This window comes from Candidatus Tisiphia endosymbiont of Mystacides longicornis (assembly GCF_964031095.1).
GTDB lineage: Bacteria > Pseudomonadota > Alphaproteobacteria > Rickettsiales > Rickettsiaceae > Tisiphia.
Genome location: NZ_OZ035004.1, coordinates 507,494 through 525,753, shown reverse-complemented (window position 1 = coordinate 525,753; position 18,260 = coordinate 507,494). Strand labels below are relative to the sequence as shown.

The 18,260-nt window shown below is 31.6% G+C and carries 19 protein-coding genes and 1 pseudogene; 7 read left to right on the top strand and 13 right to left on the bottom strand.

Annotation, left to right across the window (positions count from 1 at the left end):
- Positions 1–584 precede the first annotated feature (584 nt).
- Both ACQH6S_RS02810 and ACQH6S_RS02805 read right to left on the bottom strand, forming a co-directional pair.
- Positions 585–2,243, bottom strand: a complete 1,659-nt coding sequence (locus ACQH6S_RS02810) for a hypothetical protein (RefSeq protein WP_425360038.1) — start codon at positions 2,241–2,243, stop codon at positions 585–587.
- A 156-nt stretch (positions 2,244–2,399) separates the two neighbouring features.
- Positions 2,400–2,636, bottom strand: a pseudogene (locus tag ACQH6S_RS02805) (BolA family protein); the annotation flags it as partial.
- 77 nt (positions 2,637–2,713) lie between these two features.
- Here ACQH6S_RS02805 and ACQH6S_RS02800 point away from each other — a divergent pair.
- A complete protein-coding gene (locus ACQH6S_RS02800) occupies positions 2,714–3,928 on the top strand; it encodes an EAL domain-containing protein (protein ID WP_425360037.1) in 1,215 nt (404 codons plus the stop codon).
- A 126-nt stretch (positions 3,929–4,054) separates the two neighbouring features.
- Here ACQH6S_RS02800 and ACQH6S_RS02795 read toward each other — a convergent pair whose 3' ends face one another.
- Both ACQH6S_RS02795 and ACQH6S_RS02790 read right to left on the bottom strand, forming a co-directional pair.
- Entirely contained in the window at positions 4,055–4,366 is a 312-nt protein-coding gene (locus tag ACQH6S_RS02795) for a hypothetical protein (protein WP_133062969.1), read from the bottom strand.
- 647 nt (positions 4,367–5,013) lie between these two features.
- Positions 5,014–5,805 carry an IS110 family transposase gene (locus ACQH6S_RS02790; protein WP_425364668.1) on the bottom strand — a complete coding sequence of 264 codons (792 nt, stop codon included), beginning with the start codon at positions 5,803–5,805 and terminating at the stop codon, positions 5,014–5,016.
- A gap of 41 nt (positions 5,806–5,846) precedes the next feature.
- On the opposite strand from ACQH6S_RS02790, the gene ACQH6S_RS02785 reads away from it, so the two are divergent.
- Together ACQH6S_RS02785 and ACQH6S_RS02780 are read left to right on the top strand one after the other, a co-directional pair.
- The gene (locus ACQH6S_RS02785; RefSeq protein ID WP_425364376.1) at positions 5,847–6,218 is read left to right on the top strand and encodes an IS630 transposase-related protein; all 372 of its coding nucleotides are present in this window, start codon (positions 5,847–5,849) and stop codon (positions 6,216–6,218) included.
- Positions 6,182–6,700: an IS630 family transposase gene (locus ACQH6S_RS02780; RefSeq protein ID WP_425364377.1), complete on the top strand. Its 519-nt coding sequence runs from the start codon at positions 6,182–6,184 to the stop codon at positions 6,698–6,700. Before ACQH6S_RS02785 ends, ACQH6S_RS02780 begins: the two co-directional genes overlap by 37 nt.
- Here ACQH6S_RS02780 and ACQH6S_RS02775 read toward each other — a convergent pair.
- The 3 genes from ACQH6S_RS02775 to ACQH6S_RS02765 all read right to left on the bottom strand — a co-directional run bounded on the left by ACQH6S_RS02775 (position 6,665) and on the right by ACQH6S_RS02765 (position 10,730).
- Entirely contained in the window at positions 6,665–6,985 is a 321-nt protein-coding gene (locus tag ACQH6S_RS02775; RefSeq protein WP_425364667.1) for a hypothetical protein, read from the bottom strand. The genes ACQH6S_RS02780 and ACQH6S_RS02775 overlap by 36 nt on opposite strands.
- A gap of 381 nt (positions 6,986–7,366) precedes the next feature.
- Positions 7,367–9,349 carry an excinuclease ABC subunit UvrC gene (uvrC, locus tag ACQH6S_RS02770; protein ID WP_425364666.1) on the bottom strand — a complete coding sequence of 661 codons (1,983 nt, stop codon included), beginning with the start codon at positions 9,347–9,349 and terminating at the stop codon, positions 7,367–7,369.
- The gene (locus ACQH6S_RS02765) at positions 9,333–10,730 is read right to left on the bottom strand and encodes a sodium:solute symporter family protein (RefSeq protein WP_341749257.1); all 1,398 of its coding nucleotides are present in this window, start codon (positions 10,728–10,730) and stop codon (positions 9,333–9,335) included. Before ACQH6S_RS02765 ends, uvrC begins: the two co-directional genes overlap by 17 nt.
- A gap of 168 nt (positions 10,731–10,898) precedes the next feature.
- Between ACQH6S_RS02765 and ACQH6S_RS02760 the strand changes: the two genes are divergently transcribed.
- Entirely contained in the window at positions 10,899–11,054 is a 156-nt protein-coding gene (locus ACQH6S_RS02760; RefSeq protein WP_157905657.1) for a hypothetical protein, read from the top strand.
- On the opposite strand, the gene tsaE is transcribed toward ACQH6S_RS02760, so the two are convergent.
- Positions 11,042–11,476, bottom strand: coding sequence for a tRNA (adenosine(37)-N6)-threonylcarbamoyltransferase complex ATPase subunit type 1 TsaE (tsaE, locus tag ACQH6S_RS02755; protein WP_425360035.1), 435 nt, complete (start codon positions 11,474–11,476; stop codon positions 11,042–11,044). The genes ACQH6S_RS02760 and tsaE overlap by 13 nt on opposite strands.
- A 118-nt stretch (positions 11,477–11,594) precedes the next feature.
- Complete coding sequence (locus ACQH6S_RS02750; protein WP_425364704.1) at positions 11,595–12,308, bottom strand: LicD family protein; 714 nt, start codon at positions 12,306–12,308, stop codon at positions 11,595–11,597.
- A gap of 139 nt (positions 12,309–12,447) precedes the next feature.
- Between ACQH6S_RS02750 and ACQH6S_RS02745 the strand changes: the two genes are divergently transcribed.
- Genes ACQH6S_RS02745 through ACQH6S_RS02735 form a run of 3 tightly spaced genes read left to right on the top strand, consistent with a single transcriptional unit; the run spans position 12,448 to position 14,487 of the window.
- On the top strand, positions 12,448–13,521 hold the full coding sequence (locus ACQH6S_RS02745; protein WP_425360034.1) for a mannose-1-phosphate guanylyltransferase: 1,074 nt from the start codon (positions 12,448–12,450) through the stop codon (positions 13,519–13,521).
- Complete coding sequence (locus tag ACQH6S_RS02740) at positions 13,518–14,162, top strand: palindromic element RPE2 domain-containing protein (RefSeq protein ID WP_425360033.1); 645 nt, start codon at positions 13,518–13,520, stop codon at positions 14,160–14,162. Before ACQH6S_RS02745 ends, ACQH6S_RS02740 begins: the two co-directional genes overlap by 4 nt.
- Before the next feature lie 4 nt (positions 14,163–14,166).
- The gene (locus ACQH6S_RS02735; RefSeq protein ID WP_341749261.1) at positions 14,167–14,487 is read left to right on the top strand and encodes an RNHCP domain-containing protein; all 321 of its coding nucleotides are present in this window, start codon (positions 14,167–14,169) and stop codon (positions 14,485–14,487) included.
- A gap of 366 nt (positions 14,488–14,853) precedes the next feature.
- Here ACQH6S_RS02735 and ACQH6S_RS02730 read toward each other — a convergent pair whose 3' ends face one another.
- The 4 genes from ACQH6S_RS02730 to ACQH6S_RS02715 all read right to left on the bottom strand — a co-directional run bounded on the left by ACQH6S_RS02730 (position 14,854) and on the right by ACQH6S_RS02715 (position 18,218).
- On the bottom strand, positions 14,854–15,183 hold the full coding sequence (locus ACQH6S_RS02730; protein WP_094649115.1) for a hypothetical protein: 330 nt from the start codon (positions 15,181–15,183) through the stop codon (positions 14,854–14,856).
- Between the two features lie 296 nt (positions 15,184–15,479).
- The gene (locus ACQH6S_RS02725; RefSeq protein ID WP_425360032.1) at positions 15,480–16,304 is read right to left on the bottom strand and encodes a hypothetical protein; all 825 of its coding nucleotides are present in this window, start codon (positions 16,302–16,304) and stop codon (positions 15,480–15,482) included.
- Between the two features lie 200 nt (positions 16,305–16,504).
- The gene (locus ACQH6S_RS02720; RefSeq protein WP_425364665.1) at positions 16,505–17,287 is read right to left on the bottom strand and encodes an outer membrane protein; all 783 of its coding nucleotides are present in this window, start codon (positions 17,285–17,287) and stop codon (positions 16,505–16,507) included.
- Between the two features lie 202 nt (positions 17,288–17,489).
- A complete protein-coding gene (locus ACQH6S_RS02715; RefSeq protein WP_425360030.1) occupies positions 17,490–18,218 on the bottom strand; it encodes an outer membrane protein in 729 nt (242 codons plus the stop codon).
- Positions 18,219–18,260 lie beyond the last annotated feature (42 nt).

Here is an 18,260-nt window from a genome sequence, read left to right as displayed (position 1 = left end):
AATTAAAGCTATATGAGAGTTTTTAGGATGATATCATTATAAAACATAAGTTGCATTTATTCAAAATAAAAATTAGGTAGATTAATGAAAGATTAAAAATCTCATGTATGACTCTACCCAATAATGCAAGAAAAAAAATAATACTTGACAGAAAAAAAGCAAATGCAGTCATGTATTCGACTTGAAGCACAACAAAGTGCTTCAGCCCTGATGGAATTCGCTAACTTACTTTGTCTTATTTACCATCAATATTATCATTTCTCTATATTTTTTGCTAAATCTATTCCTATTGTGTTATATTCCATTTTGGGTCTCCCTATTGTTGTTTTAATATATTAAATCTAGAAGAATAACCATTAATATTCATTCTGTATATAGGGTAGATCCATACCATTACCTTACGCATAAACCACATGACAATTTAAAAATTTCGGAAAAGTACAAAACGTCATTGCGAGCGAACGTATGTGAGCGTGGCAATCCACATATAGATTGCTTCGTCGCTACTAAAGTAGCTTCTCGCAATGACGCCAAGCTATTTTCTATATGACTTTTAAATGCCATGCGTAAGCTGAGAATTTAATTTATCGTTCAAGATGCCGATCTGAAGAATGGCTTCTTTGCAAATTTTTCTGATGAACATTATTCTCTTTTTGCAATAAATCTGACGTAGATTTACTTTTTCGTAATTGTTCTATAACTGCAGGAGTTACTATTTCTTCAGCAGATTTCTTGGCAGCATTCATAGATTTGGTTAATGAATTGTCACCTTTAACTTCAGGTTGTTCATAAAAAGGATCATTTGCCCTACCTAAATCTCTTAAAAAGCTTAGCGTGCCTTTTGCCGCTGATATCAGTCTATTACTACTTTTTTTCTTTTCTTTAGTTTCAGTTTCTTGTTCATTAGATTTTTCTTCAAGCTTATTTACTGTTGCATGAAGCATATCTCGTTTTTGCTCATCGGTTAATTTTCTATAATTTTTGTCGAGCCTTATTTCAGTTAAAGCTTCTTGATACACATCAAATTTATTTTGTTTTTGCTCATCAGTTAACTTGAAATAATCTTTATCTCGCATCAACTCAGTCAGAGCAGTAGTTTGAATATGTTGTTTTTGTACAATCTTACGCAACTCTTGTAAATTATGATAATCTGCAACATCACTCTTATGTAGTTCGTTATTAATATTAATTTTAAATGCTGTAACAAGATCAGCTGATTGTTTTTCAGTTAAACCTGAGGTAATCAAAGTAATCGCTGAAGCTGTACCAGATTTAATCGCTGCAGCAATCTTAGCAGGATTACCAGTGCTAGCTGCAATTATATTGGATGCTAAAGTAGCTGCGTCCTGAATATTCTCCATAAAAAACTTACTTGTATTAAATGCCAGTTCTGCTTTGGAAGATATGTAGTGATAATGTTTATTTTCTTCTGGAGCAGATGTTGGGACGTGTAATTTATTACCCAATAGCTGGGCTAGATTGGGATCCAGTTCTAATAAATATTGTTGTTTACTTATATCTCCTCGATTTTGCATTAATAGATCATTTTCTTGGGCAAGTTTACGAATCTTTCTTGTTTTAATAGCATCAGCTACCATACCTCCAGCTACCCCAGCTAATGTTATTGCTGCCATGGCTAAGGCTGCAGGGGGGGATATCCCAGTTAATGCTACTATTGCAAGCGTTGCCGTAATAGTCCGGCTTACAGCACTACCGAGTGCAATTTTGGCTAATTTTGTATTTAACAACCAATCTATAGCCTTGAAAGCCTTGGTCTTCTTTGTCCACTCCCAAGCAGAAATTATGTAAGAGATAGCTCTTTTTATTTTTGATTCTGTCTTTATTTCTTTATTTTTTTGTTCTAAAGATTTTAGAAATTCATTTGAAATTCTAATCTCATTTGTTTTAATCGACTTTAATTTCTCACTTTGTTCTTGCTCAATTATCGACAAATCATCCTTACTTCTTACCGATTTTGCAGCAGAAGTAGTTTTTAACTTATTGATACGTCCAAGCTCCATATCGTCAAGGCTTTTGATAATTCTTGCTTTTCTTTCTTTTGGTTGAATTATTTGATTATCTACCGAATTACTTAGAGTTTCATCTAGAGGAGATAGTTTTAATTCATTCGGCTTCTCTTTAACGCTAGGAGTATCAATAGTAGATTCGTCAATTGTAGCACTATTTGTTTCTGAATCTTTAAGATTCTCAAACGACGTAGATTCTTTTTCGTTATGTATCATATATATCACACTCTAAATAAAATTAAAGACTGATTCTATAGCTAAATTTCCAATTCACAAACGTCTATAATCAATTGATGAGTTGGTAACGTCTTCACTCGTCATACATATGGGCGTTTTTCCATCGTTCCTATGAGGCAAGTTAGGTTTTTTCGTATCAATTGATAAGGCGTGTAATCCACTAGTTAGCTCATCTGCTAAAAGATTGTTAATCATTTTATGTTGTTCTAGCAAGCTTTTTCCTATAAAAGCTGCTGAAAAAATTTTAACCCTAAAATGGCTCTCAGTAGTTCCACCAGTATGGCTGGCATGTTTGGAACTTTCATCAACTATTTCACAATAATGTGGTTTTAACACATCTAATTTGCTTTTTATTCTATTTATTTTGCTCATAATTTTATAATATAAAATTTTTACTTGTATCATTCTACTAGGATTTTAGTATTTAGTAAATTTATATTATTTGAGTTATGGTGAAATTAGATACGAAAATTAGAAATTTACAATTTGAGCTTGATAAAGTAGAGCGTGGATATTGCATCTCTTTTAAGCTATTAAATTATAACGAATTAAATGCTATGATGGCAAAAGACATTCACATAATTGACAAACTTAATAAAATTATTTCTGAAATTTGCAATGAATTAATTAGCAATTCTGTCACATCAATTTATAAACACATTGAACATGATCGAATATTATTAGTTCTACCGATATTAGACCCAAATCTAGTTAAAGAAATTGCCCTAAAAGCACATTTATTATCCCAGCTTTATGTTGATGATCTATTACCTACAGTTTATATGAATTGTAGTATTGCTAGCATAGAATTTCCCAAATTTAGCAATAAAGCTGAAGAAATTTATAATTTATTGAACTGGCTAATTTCTTATCCAGGTGACCAAAATTATTATCGTGAGTATGACTCTAAATATTATAATATAGAATACATTAAAGAGTCCAATAAACAGCTTAATCTCTTAAGAAAATCCCTATTAAACAAAACAATGGTTTTTGCTTATCAGCCAGTTATTGACCGTAAAACAATGAAAGCTCATTACTATGAATGTTTATTAAGGATTCCTGATACAAATAACTATCTATGTTCTGTAGGAGCAATAATCCCAGAGGCTGAAAAGAAAGGTTTAATTTTTATAGTAGATCAAGTAGTGCTAGAAATGGCAATCAAAGAATTAGATGCTAACCCAGACTTGATGCTATCAGTTAATATTTCAAATATTGGCACATTAGATTCTCCTTTGCTAGTAATAGCAGAAAAATTATTACAAACATATGATGTTTCAGGAAGATTAATTATCGAAATTACTGAGACTAGCCTTAATCAGCATTATCAACAAATAACGTACTTCATGCATAGATTAAGAAAATACGGTTGTAAATTTGCTTTAGATGATTTTGGCTCTGGGTTTACTTCATTTAAGCAATTACAAAATTTGCCAATAGATATTATTAAAATTGATGGTAGTTACGTACGTAACATCACTAGCGATCTGCAAAGTCAAGACTTCATTAAAAGATTAATTAACATCTCTGAGGATTTGGGTATTCAAACTGTAGCAGAATTTGTTGAGAATGGTAAGATTGCCAAATTTTTAATCAATCTAAAAATAGATGCGATGCAAGGCGATTTCTTCTCACCTGCCTCAGTTAATAGAATAAAATAATCAGATATTAGTAAAGCAATTGAATTAGGTGATAGTATATGAATGAGCGTTCACGCATCATTGCGATGAAGCGTGAGCCGAAGAAGCAATCCATAAAAGTGATTAAAAATAGATTGCTTCACGCTACTAAAGTATCTCCTCGCAATGATGCTTGGATGATTTTTTATACAGCAACCAATGGATAATAAAAAATATTAAACTAGTAATTACCCAAGTAGTATTACTAATTAGATTAAATATTGTATCTTTTTCTACTTCTTGCATATAATTTGTTTTTTCAAGATTTATCTTTTTGTCTATTTCTATTTTACTTAATAATCTAATCTTTTCCGCTTCCTGTGGATTCTTCGAATTAATAAAGTTTTCGACAGAGTTAAATTTAGCTATACCATGATTATACTTATATTCTGGTAATACTAGACTTGCAATATTTTGCATAACTTGCACCAATGTGAACATAAGAGTCAGGCTAGCAAAAAGACAAATTACCATGCTGTAAAGTTGTAATAAATTTTTAAACATATTGCGTCACAATTATAAAATGATACTATTTTTTAGTTAGCTCAGATAAATGAGTTTTTCTTTAAACGCATCCATCGTTCTCATTAACTCTCTTTTAGCGAACCAATCACTTTTACTAGTTTAATTTACTTGAATGATTGATGCAACAGAATTTATCTATTACTCGATAATCAAGTTTTTTGCAGAGCTTATAAATAGTAGGTTGTTTGAGGGAAAATTGAATATATCCGAGTCACGACATCTATCTTTAAACGCAAAATTTGTCATATATGGACGAGTGAATTTGTCAAGAAAGAAAATAAAAAAATAGAGCCACAAAGGAAGCGGTCATATATTCGGCATCAAGTGCCATAATGGTTTCTGCATTCTTATAAATATCCTTGAGTGACCTCTCATTCCCACGGCTTCTAGAGCCTCGACATAATTACGGATTTTATTCAGAATACTTATTCATTAACTCTTTAACTTTCGTTCTCTTTATTGTTACTATTCTTTACTCACAATATTTATCAATTACCAATTTTTATTTAGTTGACATAGTTTCTTCTTTTTTTCCAACTAAACTAATTTGCAACATATTCGCTACCATTGGTGACTACTGCATAAGCAATCCTTGCTAACTTATTTGCTAAACCAACACATATAATATTATATGATTTATTTTCAGCAAATTTCTTCACTGCCCACTGCACTAGTTTATCTTTTGATTCCTTATCACTTTTTGCTCTTATTGCTATTGTCCTTGCGGCTTGAATCAACATAGTTCTGGCATATCTATCTCCTTGTTTGGTAATCCCTCCTAAAACTATCTTATCTCCTGAGCTATGTTGCTTTGGTACCAAACCAAGCGAAGCAGCAAAATCCCTCGGGGTTGGATAACTTTCCATTGGGGCTACACTCAAACAACTAGCATTGATTGCTCCAATGCCAAAAATTGTCTGCAACCTAGTAGCTTTCTCACTTTGCTTATTATTGCTGATAATCAGCTTTTCTAAAGTTTTTTCTTTGTCACATAAATCCTCAATTTCTTTACATTCTAAAAGTAAAATTGACCTTACCCCAGAATTTATATAACCTTTACTATACGCTAACTCTACCTCCAGCCTACATGATTTGCAAAATTTATTTTTACTTAATTTTGTATTATAGCCATATTCACATAAACTTGATATTGTAGAATTAGTTTTTTGCACACGATCTCTGATCGTATTACTTCTAATTTTATGCAAGAATTTTATATCTTGTTCCTCCTTGCTTTTTAGTAGCACAGTTTTTAATTCTGGATCACGAGCCGCTTTGCATATTGCTAACGCATCGTTATAATCATTTTTCTGTTTCGATGTATAGTAAATCAAATTGAATTAGGTGATAAGATGTGGTATAAATAAAGGAAAAAATGTCAACAAGTCCATATAGTCAAGATTTAAGAGAAAAAGTAATAAATTATATAGAAAAAGGTAATAGTCAAGAATCTGCTGCTAGAATATTTGCTATACATAAAAATACAATTAGCCGTTGGAACGTAAGGAGAAGAAAAGAAGGAACAGTGCTGGCAAGAGCTAGACTAGGATTTAAAAGTAAGATTGATAAAAAAGCATTGGAATATTTCGTAACAAATAACCCTAATAGTAAGCTACAAGAAATTGGTAAGAATTTTGGAATTACAGGTTCTCAAGTAGCTAATATATTAAAAAAGTTAGGATTTAGTTATAAAAAAAAACCTTTAGCTATTTGGAAGCAAGTGCAGAGAAACGATCTGATTATTTAGAAAAGATCAGTAAATATGATAAAGATAAAATAGTATATCTTGATGAAAGTGGGATAGATATGACAATTTGCCAAGATAGAGGTTGGGGTAAGATAGGAGAATTATTGATTGGCAAGAAGAGTGGGAAGCATTATCAAAGGACTAATATAATAGCTGGTTTAGTAAATAACAAACCAATAGCCCCTTTTGTTTTTAATAAAACTTGTAATACAGAACTATTTAATAATTGGGTTGAAAAATTTTTGATTAAAGAGTTAACAGCAGGACAGGTTGTAGTGATGGATAACGTTAGTTTTCATAAATCTCAAAAGACAAAAGAGCTAATAGAATCAGTTGGTTGTGAAGTTATTTTTTTACCCCCATATTCTCCAGACTTAAATCCAATAGAAAAATTTTGGGCTAATATGAAGCGATGGATTCGAAACAAAATAGCGGAAATTGGTACATTATCTAAAGCTATTTCTGCATTCTTTGTCACCTAATTCAATTTGATTTACTATAGCATAAACTTTTACATCTTTTGTTTTCATTAGTTTGACTTGCAAACCAAGCTTAGCAATTTCCTGTGACCAATAATTAGCTCCTCCACATGCCTCCATAGCTACCAATGAACTTTTATCGAGATTGCTTAAATAGGCTATTAACTCATCTCTTGTAACTTTTTGGTAACCTATTTTTTTGCCATTTTGATCGACTTGCACCAAGTGCATACTATTTTTTGCTAAATCTATTCCTATTATAGTATTTTTTATGCTATTATTTATCATGGTATGGACCTATTAATTAAATTATTATTTAATTTGGAGCAGCTGAAAACTATTTTTCAGCTGACTCCGTACAAGTAAAGCATATTTCGCTTCACTCGTCCATACCATCATTCCCGCTTCGGTGCGGAATCTAGACCCCTCTACCTACGCAGGGGTGACACAAAAATGGATTGCTGCGTCGCCGCTTTTAGCGGCTCATCGCAATGACGTTATCTGTCATTGCGAGACCACATAGTGGTCGTGGCAATCCATTTGGATTGTTTCAATGCTACTAAAGTAGCTTCTCACAATGACGCCAAACTATTTTCTATATGACTTTCAAATACCATGCGTAAGGTGAGTTACTATTTGCATTATTCTGTATAAACAATAAGTAGTCTATTATTTATTATGTAACGATGTAAAAATGTTTTTTGCAAGGGTTTGGCTTATACCATTGACTTTAGATAATTCATCAATAGTGGCATCACATATTGCTTTATATGAGCCAAAATAATGTAACAAGGCTTTCTTTCGGGTGACACCAATTGAACTTATGTCATCTAGACTAGAAACTTTAATGGCTTTGGAACGGCGTAGCCTATGGTTTTTTATAGCAAAATTATGTGCTTCATCCCGCAAAATTTGTAAATATTTCATGACCGGAAGACTCTTATCGATTGTAAAAGCCTCTTTATTAGGCATATGAAATTGTTCACATCCAGCATTTCTGTCAGGTCCTTTTGACATACAAATAACTGGAATTTTAAGATCAAATTCTTTCATTATTTTTTGTACTACAGATAGATGCCCCTTGCCTCCATCGATAATCATTAAAGTTTTATAGTCAATTGATGAGAAGTTGGTACTTGTCTGCTCATTTGGTAGATGTTCTTTTTTTAATCTAGTAAATCTTCTTGTTAAGACGATTCTTAACATCTCATAATCATCACCTTGGGAATTCCCTTGGGGAATAGATATATTAAAAATTCTATATTCTTTTTTATCGAAACCTGATTGGTTAGCAACAATCATGCTACCTACGGCAAATGTTCCCATAATGTGACTATTATCATAAACTTCAATTCTATCTGGTATGGTAGGCAGATCGAATAATTGTTGTATTTGTTGAAAGATAATTTGATTTTTAGCAAATTGTTTTAAATGCTGATTAAGTGATAATTGGGCATTAAACTCAGCATTTTCTAATAATCTTATACTCGAATGCTTTGAAGAATTGGCTCCGCAAAACTTCGGGGGATTGGCGTACTTACATACTTCATATACGCTCCGCTCGCTCACCCCTTGTTTATTGTCCCCATTCTCCAGATCATTCGAGTATAGTCTGATGCTAAATTTGCTATTCCCACTCAATTGTCTAATAGCCTTGGTTACTAATTCTAGATCAATGATAGGATGGTTTATAATTATCTCATTCGGAATTTGAGCATTTTGATAAAATTGATTTATAAATTGTGTCAATATTTCTGATTTATTACTGCCCTCCGTATGAAACGGAAAGTACGCTATATTCCCATAAGACTGACCAAATCTATATACAAATAGCTGAATACAATAATAATTATTCTTTTCAACAATAGCTATAACATCAGCGTTTTTAATAGAATTACTAGATAAAGTTGATTTTAGTTGGATATAACTTAGTGCTTTTATTCGGTCTCGTATTTCGGCAGCTTCTTCAAAACGTAATTGTATACTTAATTCTTCCATTTTGTGAGATAAAGTTTTTTGTAATTCTTTAGTTTTACCATTTAAGAAATTCTTTACTTGGCATACTAGTTCACTATAATTTTCTTTACTAATTTTCTCAACACATGGGGCTGAACATCGACCAATTTGATACTGCAAACAAGGGCGTTTGCGATTATTAAAATAATTATCACTACAAGACCGTAATTTAAAAATTTTCTGTAATTCTTTTAAGGTAGTATCGACTTGCTCTGAGGAAACAAATGGACCAAAAAACTCGCCACCAGATAAGTTCTTTCCTCTATATTTAATTAATTGTGGGTAATCAACATCTAAGCGTAATTTAATATAAGGAAAAGACTTATCATCCTTAAGTAATACATTAAACTTAGGTTGAAATTTTTTAATTAACTGGGCTTCGAGCAATAAAGCTTCAACCTCAGAATTAGTAACATTATACTCTAAATAATGCGTTAGAGAGATCATTAATATTGTTTTATTATCAAGATCAGTTTTAATATAGTTAGTAAGACGTTTTTTTAGATTCTTAGCTTTGCCTACATAGATAACTTGCCGATCAGCTTTCAGCATTTTATAAACTCCAGGCAGGCTAGGTGCATTCTCGAGGTGATATTTTATTAAATCACTGCCTATAAGTTTAGAATTTTGTAACATAACCGAGCCTTTTTCTAAGTAATCCTATGCAAAAAACTAACAAACTACACATAGTACCAATAAAGACACCCTTTAGTCGAAAATTACTAGCAAAAAAATATGTCCAAATGCAGAAAGAGGAGGCTCCACTTAATCCGCATAGAATCATCATTCTTTGTGTTATAGTGATGTTGAAAAAGGCAAATATTAGAGGAACTAATATTATTGGTCCCCAAGACCCGGTGATAAACACTACTAGATCAATTACATTATCAAATTTTAAAGCGATGATTATGGCAAAACTTCCGATTACAACATTAGTAATTCTAGTAATTAGCAATAATTTCTTTTGATTCTGTATTTTAAAAATAGGAGTCAACAAGTCTTTCACTAGAGCTATTGAGGTAACATTTAAATCAGAATCAGCAGTAGACATGACTGATGCAAGTAAGCCAATTATCACAAAGCCTTGTAACCCTGAAGGAACTATTTGATCAATTAGGTGTGGCAATGCTAAATTAGAAGAGTAGTCGGGGTAAAGATTATAGGCGATTAACCCATTTAAGGTTATAAATATTAAAAATATAGCATATATACTTGATTTTATATATATAGCATTACTAGTCTTTTTGGCATTATTGTTAATTAAAGCTCTTTGAATAAAAATAGGATATAAGTTCATTACATAAAATCCTAGCATAGCGGTTATCGTATTAATAAATAGCTCACTGGCAAAGTTATTATGATGGATAAAATATACTTTTTCAATAGGTAATTGGTTGATAAAATCACTAATACCAATTTTGTTAAGACCACATATTGCAATAATTGGCAAAGCAATTATCATCGCGAAGAATTGTAGTAAATTAGTAAACATAATTGATTGTAACCCACCAATAGTTGTGTAGATAATAACAATCCCATAACTTAATAGAGTTCCTTCTAAGTAGTTAATTTTTAAAATATATTGAAAAATATATCCACTAACACTAATTTGGGCAGCAACAAAGCCTATAGATACCATAATAGTTGTGATGCCAGCAATAAAACGTCCTGTTTCTCCATAATATTTTGCCATTATATCGCCAACACTTTCTGCTCCATAATGTTTAGTTATTTGGGGTACAAGATAAATAGCTATTAGTATATCGACTGGTAGAGAGAGTATCAGTCCATAACTATACGATAAATCACCAGAAAAAGCTTTTTCTGCAATACCCAAAGTAGTAGCTCCGCCAACCGATGAAGTAAAAATAGTTGCAACTAATAATATCCTGCTATTTTTAATCTTGTCTTGAACGGTAGCATAATTGGCAAAACCTCTAAGTCTAGATCTATAGTAGATACCAATAACAAGTATCGATATCAAATATAGTAATACAATAATATTATCAATGGTCATTACTAATTATTTTTTGTTGAATTGAAACTCAAACATACTTCGTATAACCTGAATTAGTGTCGAATAAGTACCCATCATGCTGTCATTGCGAGAGTCATAAGCCTCCGAAGCAATCCATTTCTACTTGTTTTCTGGATTGCTTCGTTGCTACTAAAGTAGCTCCTCGCAATGACTCTGAGGTTAAATACTAATCAGATTTATAACGTTACCAACTTCTCATCAATTGACTATAACAGATATTTTTGCTCCACTAATAGCTGTATTCATTATTTTTGTGATATTGCTTATTTTTATCCCGAATTGAGGTTAGATTATGAGAAATGATAAATACTACAAAAGCGTTTATTATCTTCGAGTATTTGTAGATGAATTTTAGTTATAGGTGGCGGTAATATTTCTTCAATTATTTCTGGCCATTCAATTAGACAAATATTGCCCTGCAAGGCTTCTTCTATACCTAGTTCATAAATTTCTTCTAAATAATTTAAACGGTAGAGATCAAAATGATAAATCATAAATTTTGAAGTCTTGTAGACTTGTAGCAAATTAAAAGTAGGGCTGCTGATATTAATATCAGATTCACAAAAATGCTTTATAATCTCTCGACAGATAAATGTTTTTCCACAACCTAAATCACCTGAAAAAGTTATAATTTTATTAGACTCTAAATTTTTAGCGATAGTTTGTGCAAACGATATAGAGTCTTGTTCGTTATTTAAAATAACCGACTCTTTTTGAAACTTCATTAAGCCTTCAAATTTTGATGTTTAATCCACAAGTAAGTATAGTCTAACATATTAATCCTATAAATCAAATATTAACAGTGTTTATTCTAAATTCCTCGATTCTGTTGAATTCAACTAACTATTTAATTAATGGTTTGGGAATTACCCGATTTTCTAAAGGGCCAGTTGGTTTAGCTGGTTCTAATAATTTCGGAGTTAAAATAAATTTAGTCTTTTGTTCAATAGGTGAAAGGGTAACATGAAAATTATGCGGTTGTTGAATTACAGCATATTTATCCCATTCCGGATAAGCTCTATCTAAATTTCCTTTAGATTCATTAGGACCATAAATTTCAATCTCACCAAATTGATATTTTTTCAGTGGAAATAATTCATTTATATAAAAGAAATCATTGGGAAATCTATGTAGTGTTCTAAAATTACTATATAAAAATTTGTTACCTTTTTGGCGAAAGATAAATATATCTATACATCTCTTATCACATATTGTATAAAAATCTTGATGACGAACTTTATAACCTAGCTCTGTGAAATCCGTTAATATATCTTGTAATCTGATTTCATCAGCATGCATTATGCCAATATCTAAGTCATCATCAAAAGGTATAATACCTTGATGTCTTACCGCTCCAAGAAGCGTGCCGCTCTCAATCCAATAATTTATGTTATGTTTAGTCAATATTTCATGAGTGTCTTTCATTAATTGGTATAAGTGTAGGGCTGTATCTGCACTAATTGTATATTTCTGTACTTGTTGGTCGGTAGGAGTCACATACCTCCATTGGTGATCATAAAACTCTACATAACCTCGATACAAACCATAGATAATTATCCCAACTACTTTAAAGAAAAATTTATTAGTTTTTTTATTTTTTTTGTGCGTACAGGTTTCTTATATTTGTTTTTAGTAGACTTGTCATATATTTTATACTATTAATTGAATTAGTTAGAAATTAATACAATTAATAGCGATGAAAATAAAACCAGTAATTATGGCTGGTGGTCTAGGAACAAGATTATGGCCATTATCGAGACAAATGCAACCCAAACAATTCATCAAAATATTTGATAATTTTAGTTTAATCCAAAAAACTTTGATTACCAATAAAACTTTAGGTAAATCAACTTTAATAATTGCTAAGGATTATGAATCAATAGCACAGGAGCAACTTAGAGAGCTAAATATAGAAGCAGATTTAATAATAGAGCCTGTGGCTAAAAATACAGCATCATGTGCGATTATATCAGCTATTCAAGCAAAGAATAATGGCTATGATACGATTATATTGCTGCCTTCTGACCATTATATACACAATGTTAATAACTACTTAGATACTATTAATAAATCTTTGAATTATTTGGCAAAATTTGGTATTTGTACTATTGGCATTAGACCTAGTTTTGCAAATAGCGAATATGGTTATATTAAAATAAAGAAGTTATTAGCAGATGGAATTTATAAAACTGAACAATTTGTAGAAAAACCTACTATTCAACAGGCACAAAATTATTTAGAAGAAAATGACAAATATAAAAATAGCAAATATTTTTGGAATTCAGGAATTTTTATTTTTAATATAGATTTTATTTTAGAGCAGGCTAAATTATGGCAAAAGGAACTATTTAAACATGCATATAAAGCATATTATTCTGCAACTAAAAATTGTGGTAATATAACTCTTGCTTTAGAACCATATCTACATATTACACCAATTTCTTTAGACTATGCTATAATAGAAAATATTAGGCAAATGATTATGATAGAAGCCAATTTTAGTTGGAATGATATTGGTAATTGGCATTCTTTATGGCAAATGCAAGAGAAAGATACAACCAATAATTACTGTGAAGGTGATGTGATCAACATTGATAGTACCAATTCATATATTAGCTCTAATAATAAGCTTACTGCGGTAATAGGAATGGATAATATAATAATTATTAATACTAAAGATGCGTTACTGATCGCAAATAAGTCAGAAATCAGAAAAATAAAGCAGCTGGTAATAGAAATGACCGAAATTGGACGAAAAGAAATATTATGAACTTGCGTGAGAATATAAAAAATTATGTCAGCAATTTTCAAGAAGAAAATGAGTATAAACAAAGGATGTTAGACTTTTTAGATAATTGTGAAAATCCTTTTAGTAGAGAGACAAAAGAAGGGCATTTTACTAGCTCAGGATTTTTGCTTAATTCTAATAAGACAAAATTCTTATTAATGCATCATCGTAAATTGGGTAAATGGTTGCAGCCAGGAGGGCATTGTGATGGTAATAATGATCTTTTAGCTGTAGCAATTAAAGAGGCTCAAGAAGAATCTGGAATTTTAGATATTGAGCCAGTTTCTAAACAAATTTACGATATAGATGTTCATTTTATTCCTACTATAGTCAATTCAGGAGAATTTGGGGCTAGGAGCGATGGAGCGACGCCTATAAGTAATAGGCGAGCGATGAGCGACGACGTCCCCAACTTCTCATCAATTGACTATAATGCTAAAGAGCAGGAGCATTATCATTATGATGTGAGATTTTTATTAAAAACCGTTTGTAACGATTGTTTTGTAAAAAATGCCGAATCACATGATTTAAGATGGCTAGATTTTGCTGGCAATCACGAAGAACTCCTGTTGGATGATTCAGTAAAAAGGATGATCAAGAAATATATCCAAATAATAAGTTAAATTAATGGTAGCAAAAAAGTTTTATAGAAATAAGGAAGATTTTATTTGTGAGATGTGTGGTGAATTTATCCAAGGCAATGGTTATACTAATCATTGCTCAATATGTTTCTACAGTAAGCATGTAGATATTAATCCTGGCGATAGGGCATCTGGATGTAATGGGCTAATGCAACCAATTTCTTATAAAATAGATGGTAAAAAAGGTTTGGTCTTGACCCATAAATGCCTTAAATGTCGAGAATATAAAAATAATAAGCTTGCTGATACTGATAATGTGGAAAATTTGCTAAATATTTTTAGTTATAGCCAACTTAGGAAAAGTTGATGCTAGGAACGATGGAGCGACGCCTATTACTTATAACCCAAATTCTGGGTTAGAAAATTCATAAGAACCTTGATATGCAAGGCTTGCATCGTAGTAAAGCATAATAAAATTGATAATTTACTTACCTTACGCATAACTTTGTGGCAATTTAAAAATTACAGAAAAGTCGTCATTGCGAGACCACGTAGTGGTCGTGGCAATCCACATTTATTGGATTGCTTCGTCGCCACTAAAGTGGCTCCTCGCAATGACGATTTTTCAACTATTGTTTTCTTAAACTGACACCTATATGCAATGATGCCAAGCTATTTTCTATATGCCATACGTAAGATGAATTTATAATTGCTGTTACTCAACCGGCTATCATTAATCTTCAGTAAATACACTATTAAGATGTTTAAAAGCGTCACGGTGAATTTGATAAATATCATCGTCTGTCATTCTATCAGAATTTCTTACTCTATTATCAATCACCAACTTTGCCATATCAATGGTAGACCTGATAATGTTAGGTAAAATACTCATCATTTGTTCTGCATAGAAATCATCCTCTAAATCATGATCATGACCGCACTGACCTTCTTTCATCATATCCATCATTATATTGCCAAACATCGCATCAACCGCCTCTGAATTATTGGTTTTCCGATTAGCAGCAGGTATAATAGGGGTATGAGGTTTTTTCTTTTTTTGCATATTAAACCACTTAATTTATTTTTTAAACATTATTGCAAGTTCTTTTATTATCACAATACGCAGATCCCGCGTTATTTAAAAATAATTCAAGTCTTCCATTATTTGATACATTTTATATCTGAAATTGTCAAAACATTCCTGCTATTGACTTGATATTTTATTATAAGTCTTGCTCAAAATTACTACATAACCCAGTGTACAAAAGGATTATCTGTATTTATAGCCTTACATCTAATCGCCGAGCGATAAATAACAACGTCACCAATTTCTTATCAATTGACTATAACTGTTGATTATTAGAGATCAAACCTTATACCAGCAATCAAGTTATGACCTCTGTAGGTATGTCCTAAAACTACCTTGTTAGGTCCATAAGCATAACCTACCTCTGAAGCCCTCATTTCTTTGTATACTACTTTCCCATAATTTTTCCAGCTATATGCAATCTCAGCCTTTACGCCATTAGTTATATCAGCCGAAACACCGGCAACTATCTGACAAGCAACGTTAGTAGAATTAGCCTTTTCCTCAACATTAAATGTAGTAGAATTAGCTGGGATTTCTACATCTCCTTTGCCCCATATATATAATGTTTCTTTTGAGGTAGTAACAAAATTCACATTAGTTTTTTCTTTTATGTGAGCTAAACCAATACCACCCCCTACAAAGAACTGAAAAATACCTCCTACTTTAGGAGAATCAACATAACCACTGAACAACAATGACGTAATATTAGCTTTACGAATTGCCGTTCCGTTTACCGTTACTTGTTTTTTAAGAGAATGACTACTAATGGTGAAAAAGTCTTTAGCTTCTGAACCGACTAAAGCATTAAGTGTAAATTCTAGTCTGCCATTTTCCATGCAATAATAACCCATACCAACACCAAAAATACCAGCGGTATTTGATTTACTCTTGAACGTTGCTGTTATAGAGAGATTGCTAGGTTCGTCAGACTTTGTTGTATTTAACTTACTTGCACCACCTTCAAATTTTAGATAAAAGCGATGTTCATTTGGATTTGCTTTCATTACATTTGCAGGCTGATTTTCATCGGCAAATGATGCGGCAGAAGTCAAAAGAACCGTACTAGTAGCGATAATTAACAATAATTTTTTCATATATTTGCTCCTAATTGTAAGTAAAAGAAATTTAACAGACTTTCAATTAAACTCTAACAGATTTTCAATTTTTTATGCAATATTTAATTATAAATTAAATATATTTTGTTTTTGTCAAAGACTGAAAAAGCACAAAAAAAAGAGGGCTAAAAAGCCCCCTTCTTTTGTAGAATAAAAATAATGAATCAATAAACTATTTATTAGAGATCAAATCTTATACCAGCCATCAAGTTATGACCTCTGTAGGGGGTTTTGCCTGATTTTTCACTATACACGTCCATATCTTTGATTTTTATATTAATTTCACCAGGCTTTGTCTCTCCATAATCTCTCCAGCTATAGGCAATATCTAGTTTTATACTTTTGGTCAGATTAAAAGAAACCCCAGCAGTCAACTGATAAGCAAAATTATTAGCATTCTTAGAGGAGTCAGAAAATGTTTCTGATATTTTTCCAACTTCATTTTCATCTTCATCTTTAACTTCAGCTTCAACAATAATAGTACCAGTAGTTTTTTCTTTCACTTGTGCCATACCAACACCAGCTCCGGCAAATAATTTAACATTATCTGTAGCATACAAATCAACATAACTATTAAGCAATAATGATTTGACGTTTCCTTTTGTTTTACCTTGCCCAGATATTTTAAGTTTAAACACCTTAATATCAATACCATTAGAAAATGATCCCTTAAATTCTGGATTAGTAAGGAAATTAAGTGTTAGCTCTGTTCTAACATTATCCGTAATATAATAACCGACCCCAACACCCAAAATACCAGTAGCATTAGATTTTACTTTTACACTATAATTTTCAAGTTTCTCTGTATTTAACTTACTTGCACCACCTTCAAATTTTAGATAAAAGCGATGTTCATTTGGATTTGCTTTCATTACATTTGCAGGCTGATTTTCATCGGCAAATGATGCGGAAGAAGTCAAAAGAGCTGTACTGGTAGCGATAATTAACAATAATTTTTTCATATATTTGCTCCTAATTATAAGTAAAAGAAATTTAATAGACTTTCAATTAAACTCTAACAGATTTTCAATTTTTTATGCAATATTTAATTGTAAATTAAATATATTTTGTTTTTGTCAAAGACTGAAAAAGCACAAAAAAAAAGAGGGCTAAAAAGCCCCCTTTTTTTTGTAGAATAAAAATAATGAATCAATAAACTATTTATTAGAGATCAAATCTTATACCAGCCATCAAGTTGTGACTTCTAATGGTGGCTTTAGGCGTCTTGTCCTTATCCTTGCTCTTATCATCTTTGTCCTTTTTTATTTCGCCTGTTTCTCCATAATCTCTCCAGCTATAGCTAAGATCTAGGTTCATGTTATCAGCCAAATTAAAAGAAACACCAGCAGTTAGTTGATAAGCAAAGTTATTAGCCATATCATAGGATAAAGTATCTTTTTCTCCTTTTACAACCTTTCCATCATAAGTTGTAGTAGAAGTAATCTTTTGTTGCACTTGAGCCATACCAACACCAGCTCCGGCAAAGATTTTACCAATACCTGCAAACTCATACACATCAACATAACCACTAAGCAATAATGATCTTACATTTTCTTTAGCTTGAGATTCTACAGATGTGTCCTTATCGTCGTTTGGATTTTTAAAAGTACGAGAACATTTAAATTCTGGATTGGTTAGGAAGTCAAGGGTTAGTTCTATTCTAACATTATCCATCGCATTATAACCAGCACCAACACCAACAAGACCAGAAATAACGGGTTTAGACTTACCAATACCCTTGACTTTATCATCTTTATCATCCTTAAAGCTTAGCTCATTCAACCTAACTACTCCACCTTCAGCTTTAAGATAAAACCCACCTGTTGCAGCAAATGATGTAGCAGAAGTCAAAAGAGCCGTACTGGTAGCGGCAATTAACAATAGTTTTTTCATATATTTCTCCTTAAAATTAATAAACAAGAATCCCTTATAGGC

Coding starts and splice junctions, on each gene's coding strand:
- ACQH6S_RS02810 (WP_425360038.1), bottom strand. CDS start 2,243: ATGATACATAACGAAAAAGAATCTACGTCGTTTGAGAATCTTAAAGAT.
- ACQH6S_RS02800 (WP_425360037.1), top strand. CDS start 2,714: ATGGTGAAATTAGATACGAAAATTAGAAATTTACAATTTGAGCTTGAT.
- ACQH6S_RS02795 (WP_133062969.1), bottom strand. CDS start 4,366: ATGCAAAATATTGCAAGTCTAGTATTACCAGAATATAAGTATAATCAT.
- ACQH6S_RS02785 (WP_425364376.1), top strand. CDS start 5,847: ATGTCAACAAGTCCATATAGTCAAGATTTAAGAGAAAAAGTAATAAAT.
- ACQH6S_RS02775 (WP_425364667.1), bottom strand. CDS start 6,985: ATGATAAATAATAGCATAAAAAATACTATAATAGGAATAGATTTAGCA.
- uvrC (WP_425364666.1), bottom strand. CDS start 9,349: ATGTTACAAAATTCTAAACTTATAGGCAGTGATTTAATAAAATATCAC.
- ACQH6S_RS02765 (WP_341749257.1), bottom strand. CDS start 10,730: ATGACCATTGATAATATTATTGTATTACTATATTTGATATCGATACTT.
- ACQH6S_RS02760 (WP_157905657.1), top strand. CDS start 10,899: ATGACTCTGAGGTTAAATACTAATCAGATTTATAACGTTACCAACTTC.
- tsaE (WP_425360035.1), bottom strand. CDS start 11,476: ATGAAGTTTCAAAAAGAGTCGGTTATTTTAAATAACGAACAAGACTCT.
- ACQH6S_RS02745 (WP_425360034.1), top strand. CDS start 12,448: ATGAAAATAAAACCAGTAATTATGGCTGGTGGTCTAGGAACAAGATTA.
- ACQH6S_RS02740 (WP_425360033.1), top strand. CDS start 13,518: ATGAACTTGCGTGAGAATATAAAAAATTATGTCAGCAATTTTCAAGAA.
- ACQH6S_RS02735 (WP_341749261.1), top strand. CDS start 14,167: ATGGTAGCAAAAAAGTTTTATAGAAATAAGGAAGATTTTATTTGTGAG.
- ACQH6S_RS02730 (WP_094649115.1), bottom strand. CDS start 15,183: ATGCAAAAAAAGAAAAAACCTCATACCCCTATTATACCTGCTGCTAAT.
- ACQH6S_RS02725 (WP_425360032.1), bottom strand. CDS start 16,304: ATGAAAAAATTATTGTTAATTATCGCTACTAGTACGGTTCTTTTGACT.
- ACQH6S_RS02720 (WP_425364665.1), bottom strand. CDS start 17,287: ATGAAAAAATTATTGTTAATTATCGCTACCAGTACAGCTCTTTTGACT.
- ACQH6S_RS02715 (WP_425360030.1), bottom strand. CDS start 18,218: ATGAAAAAACTATTGTTAATTGCCGCTACCAGTACGGCTCTTTTGACT.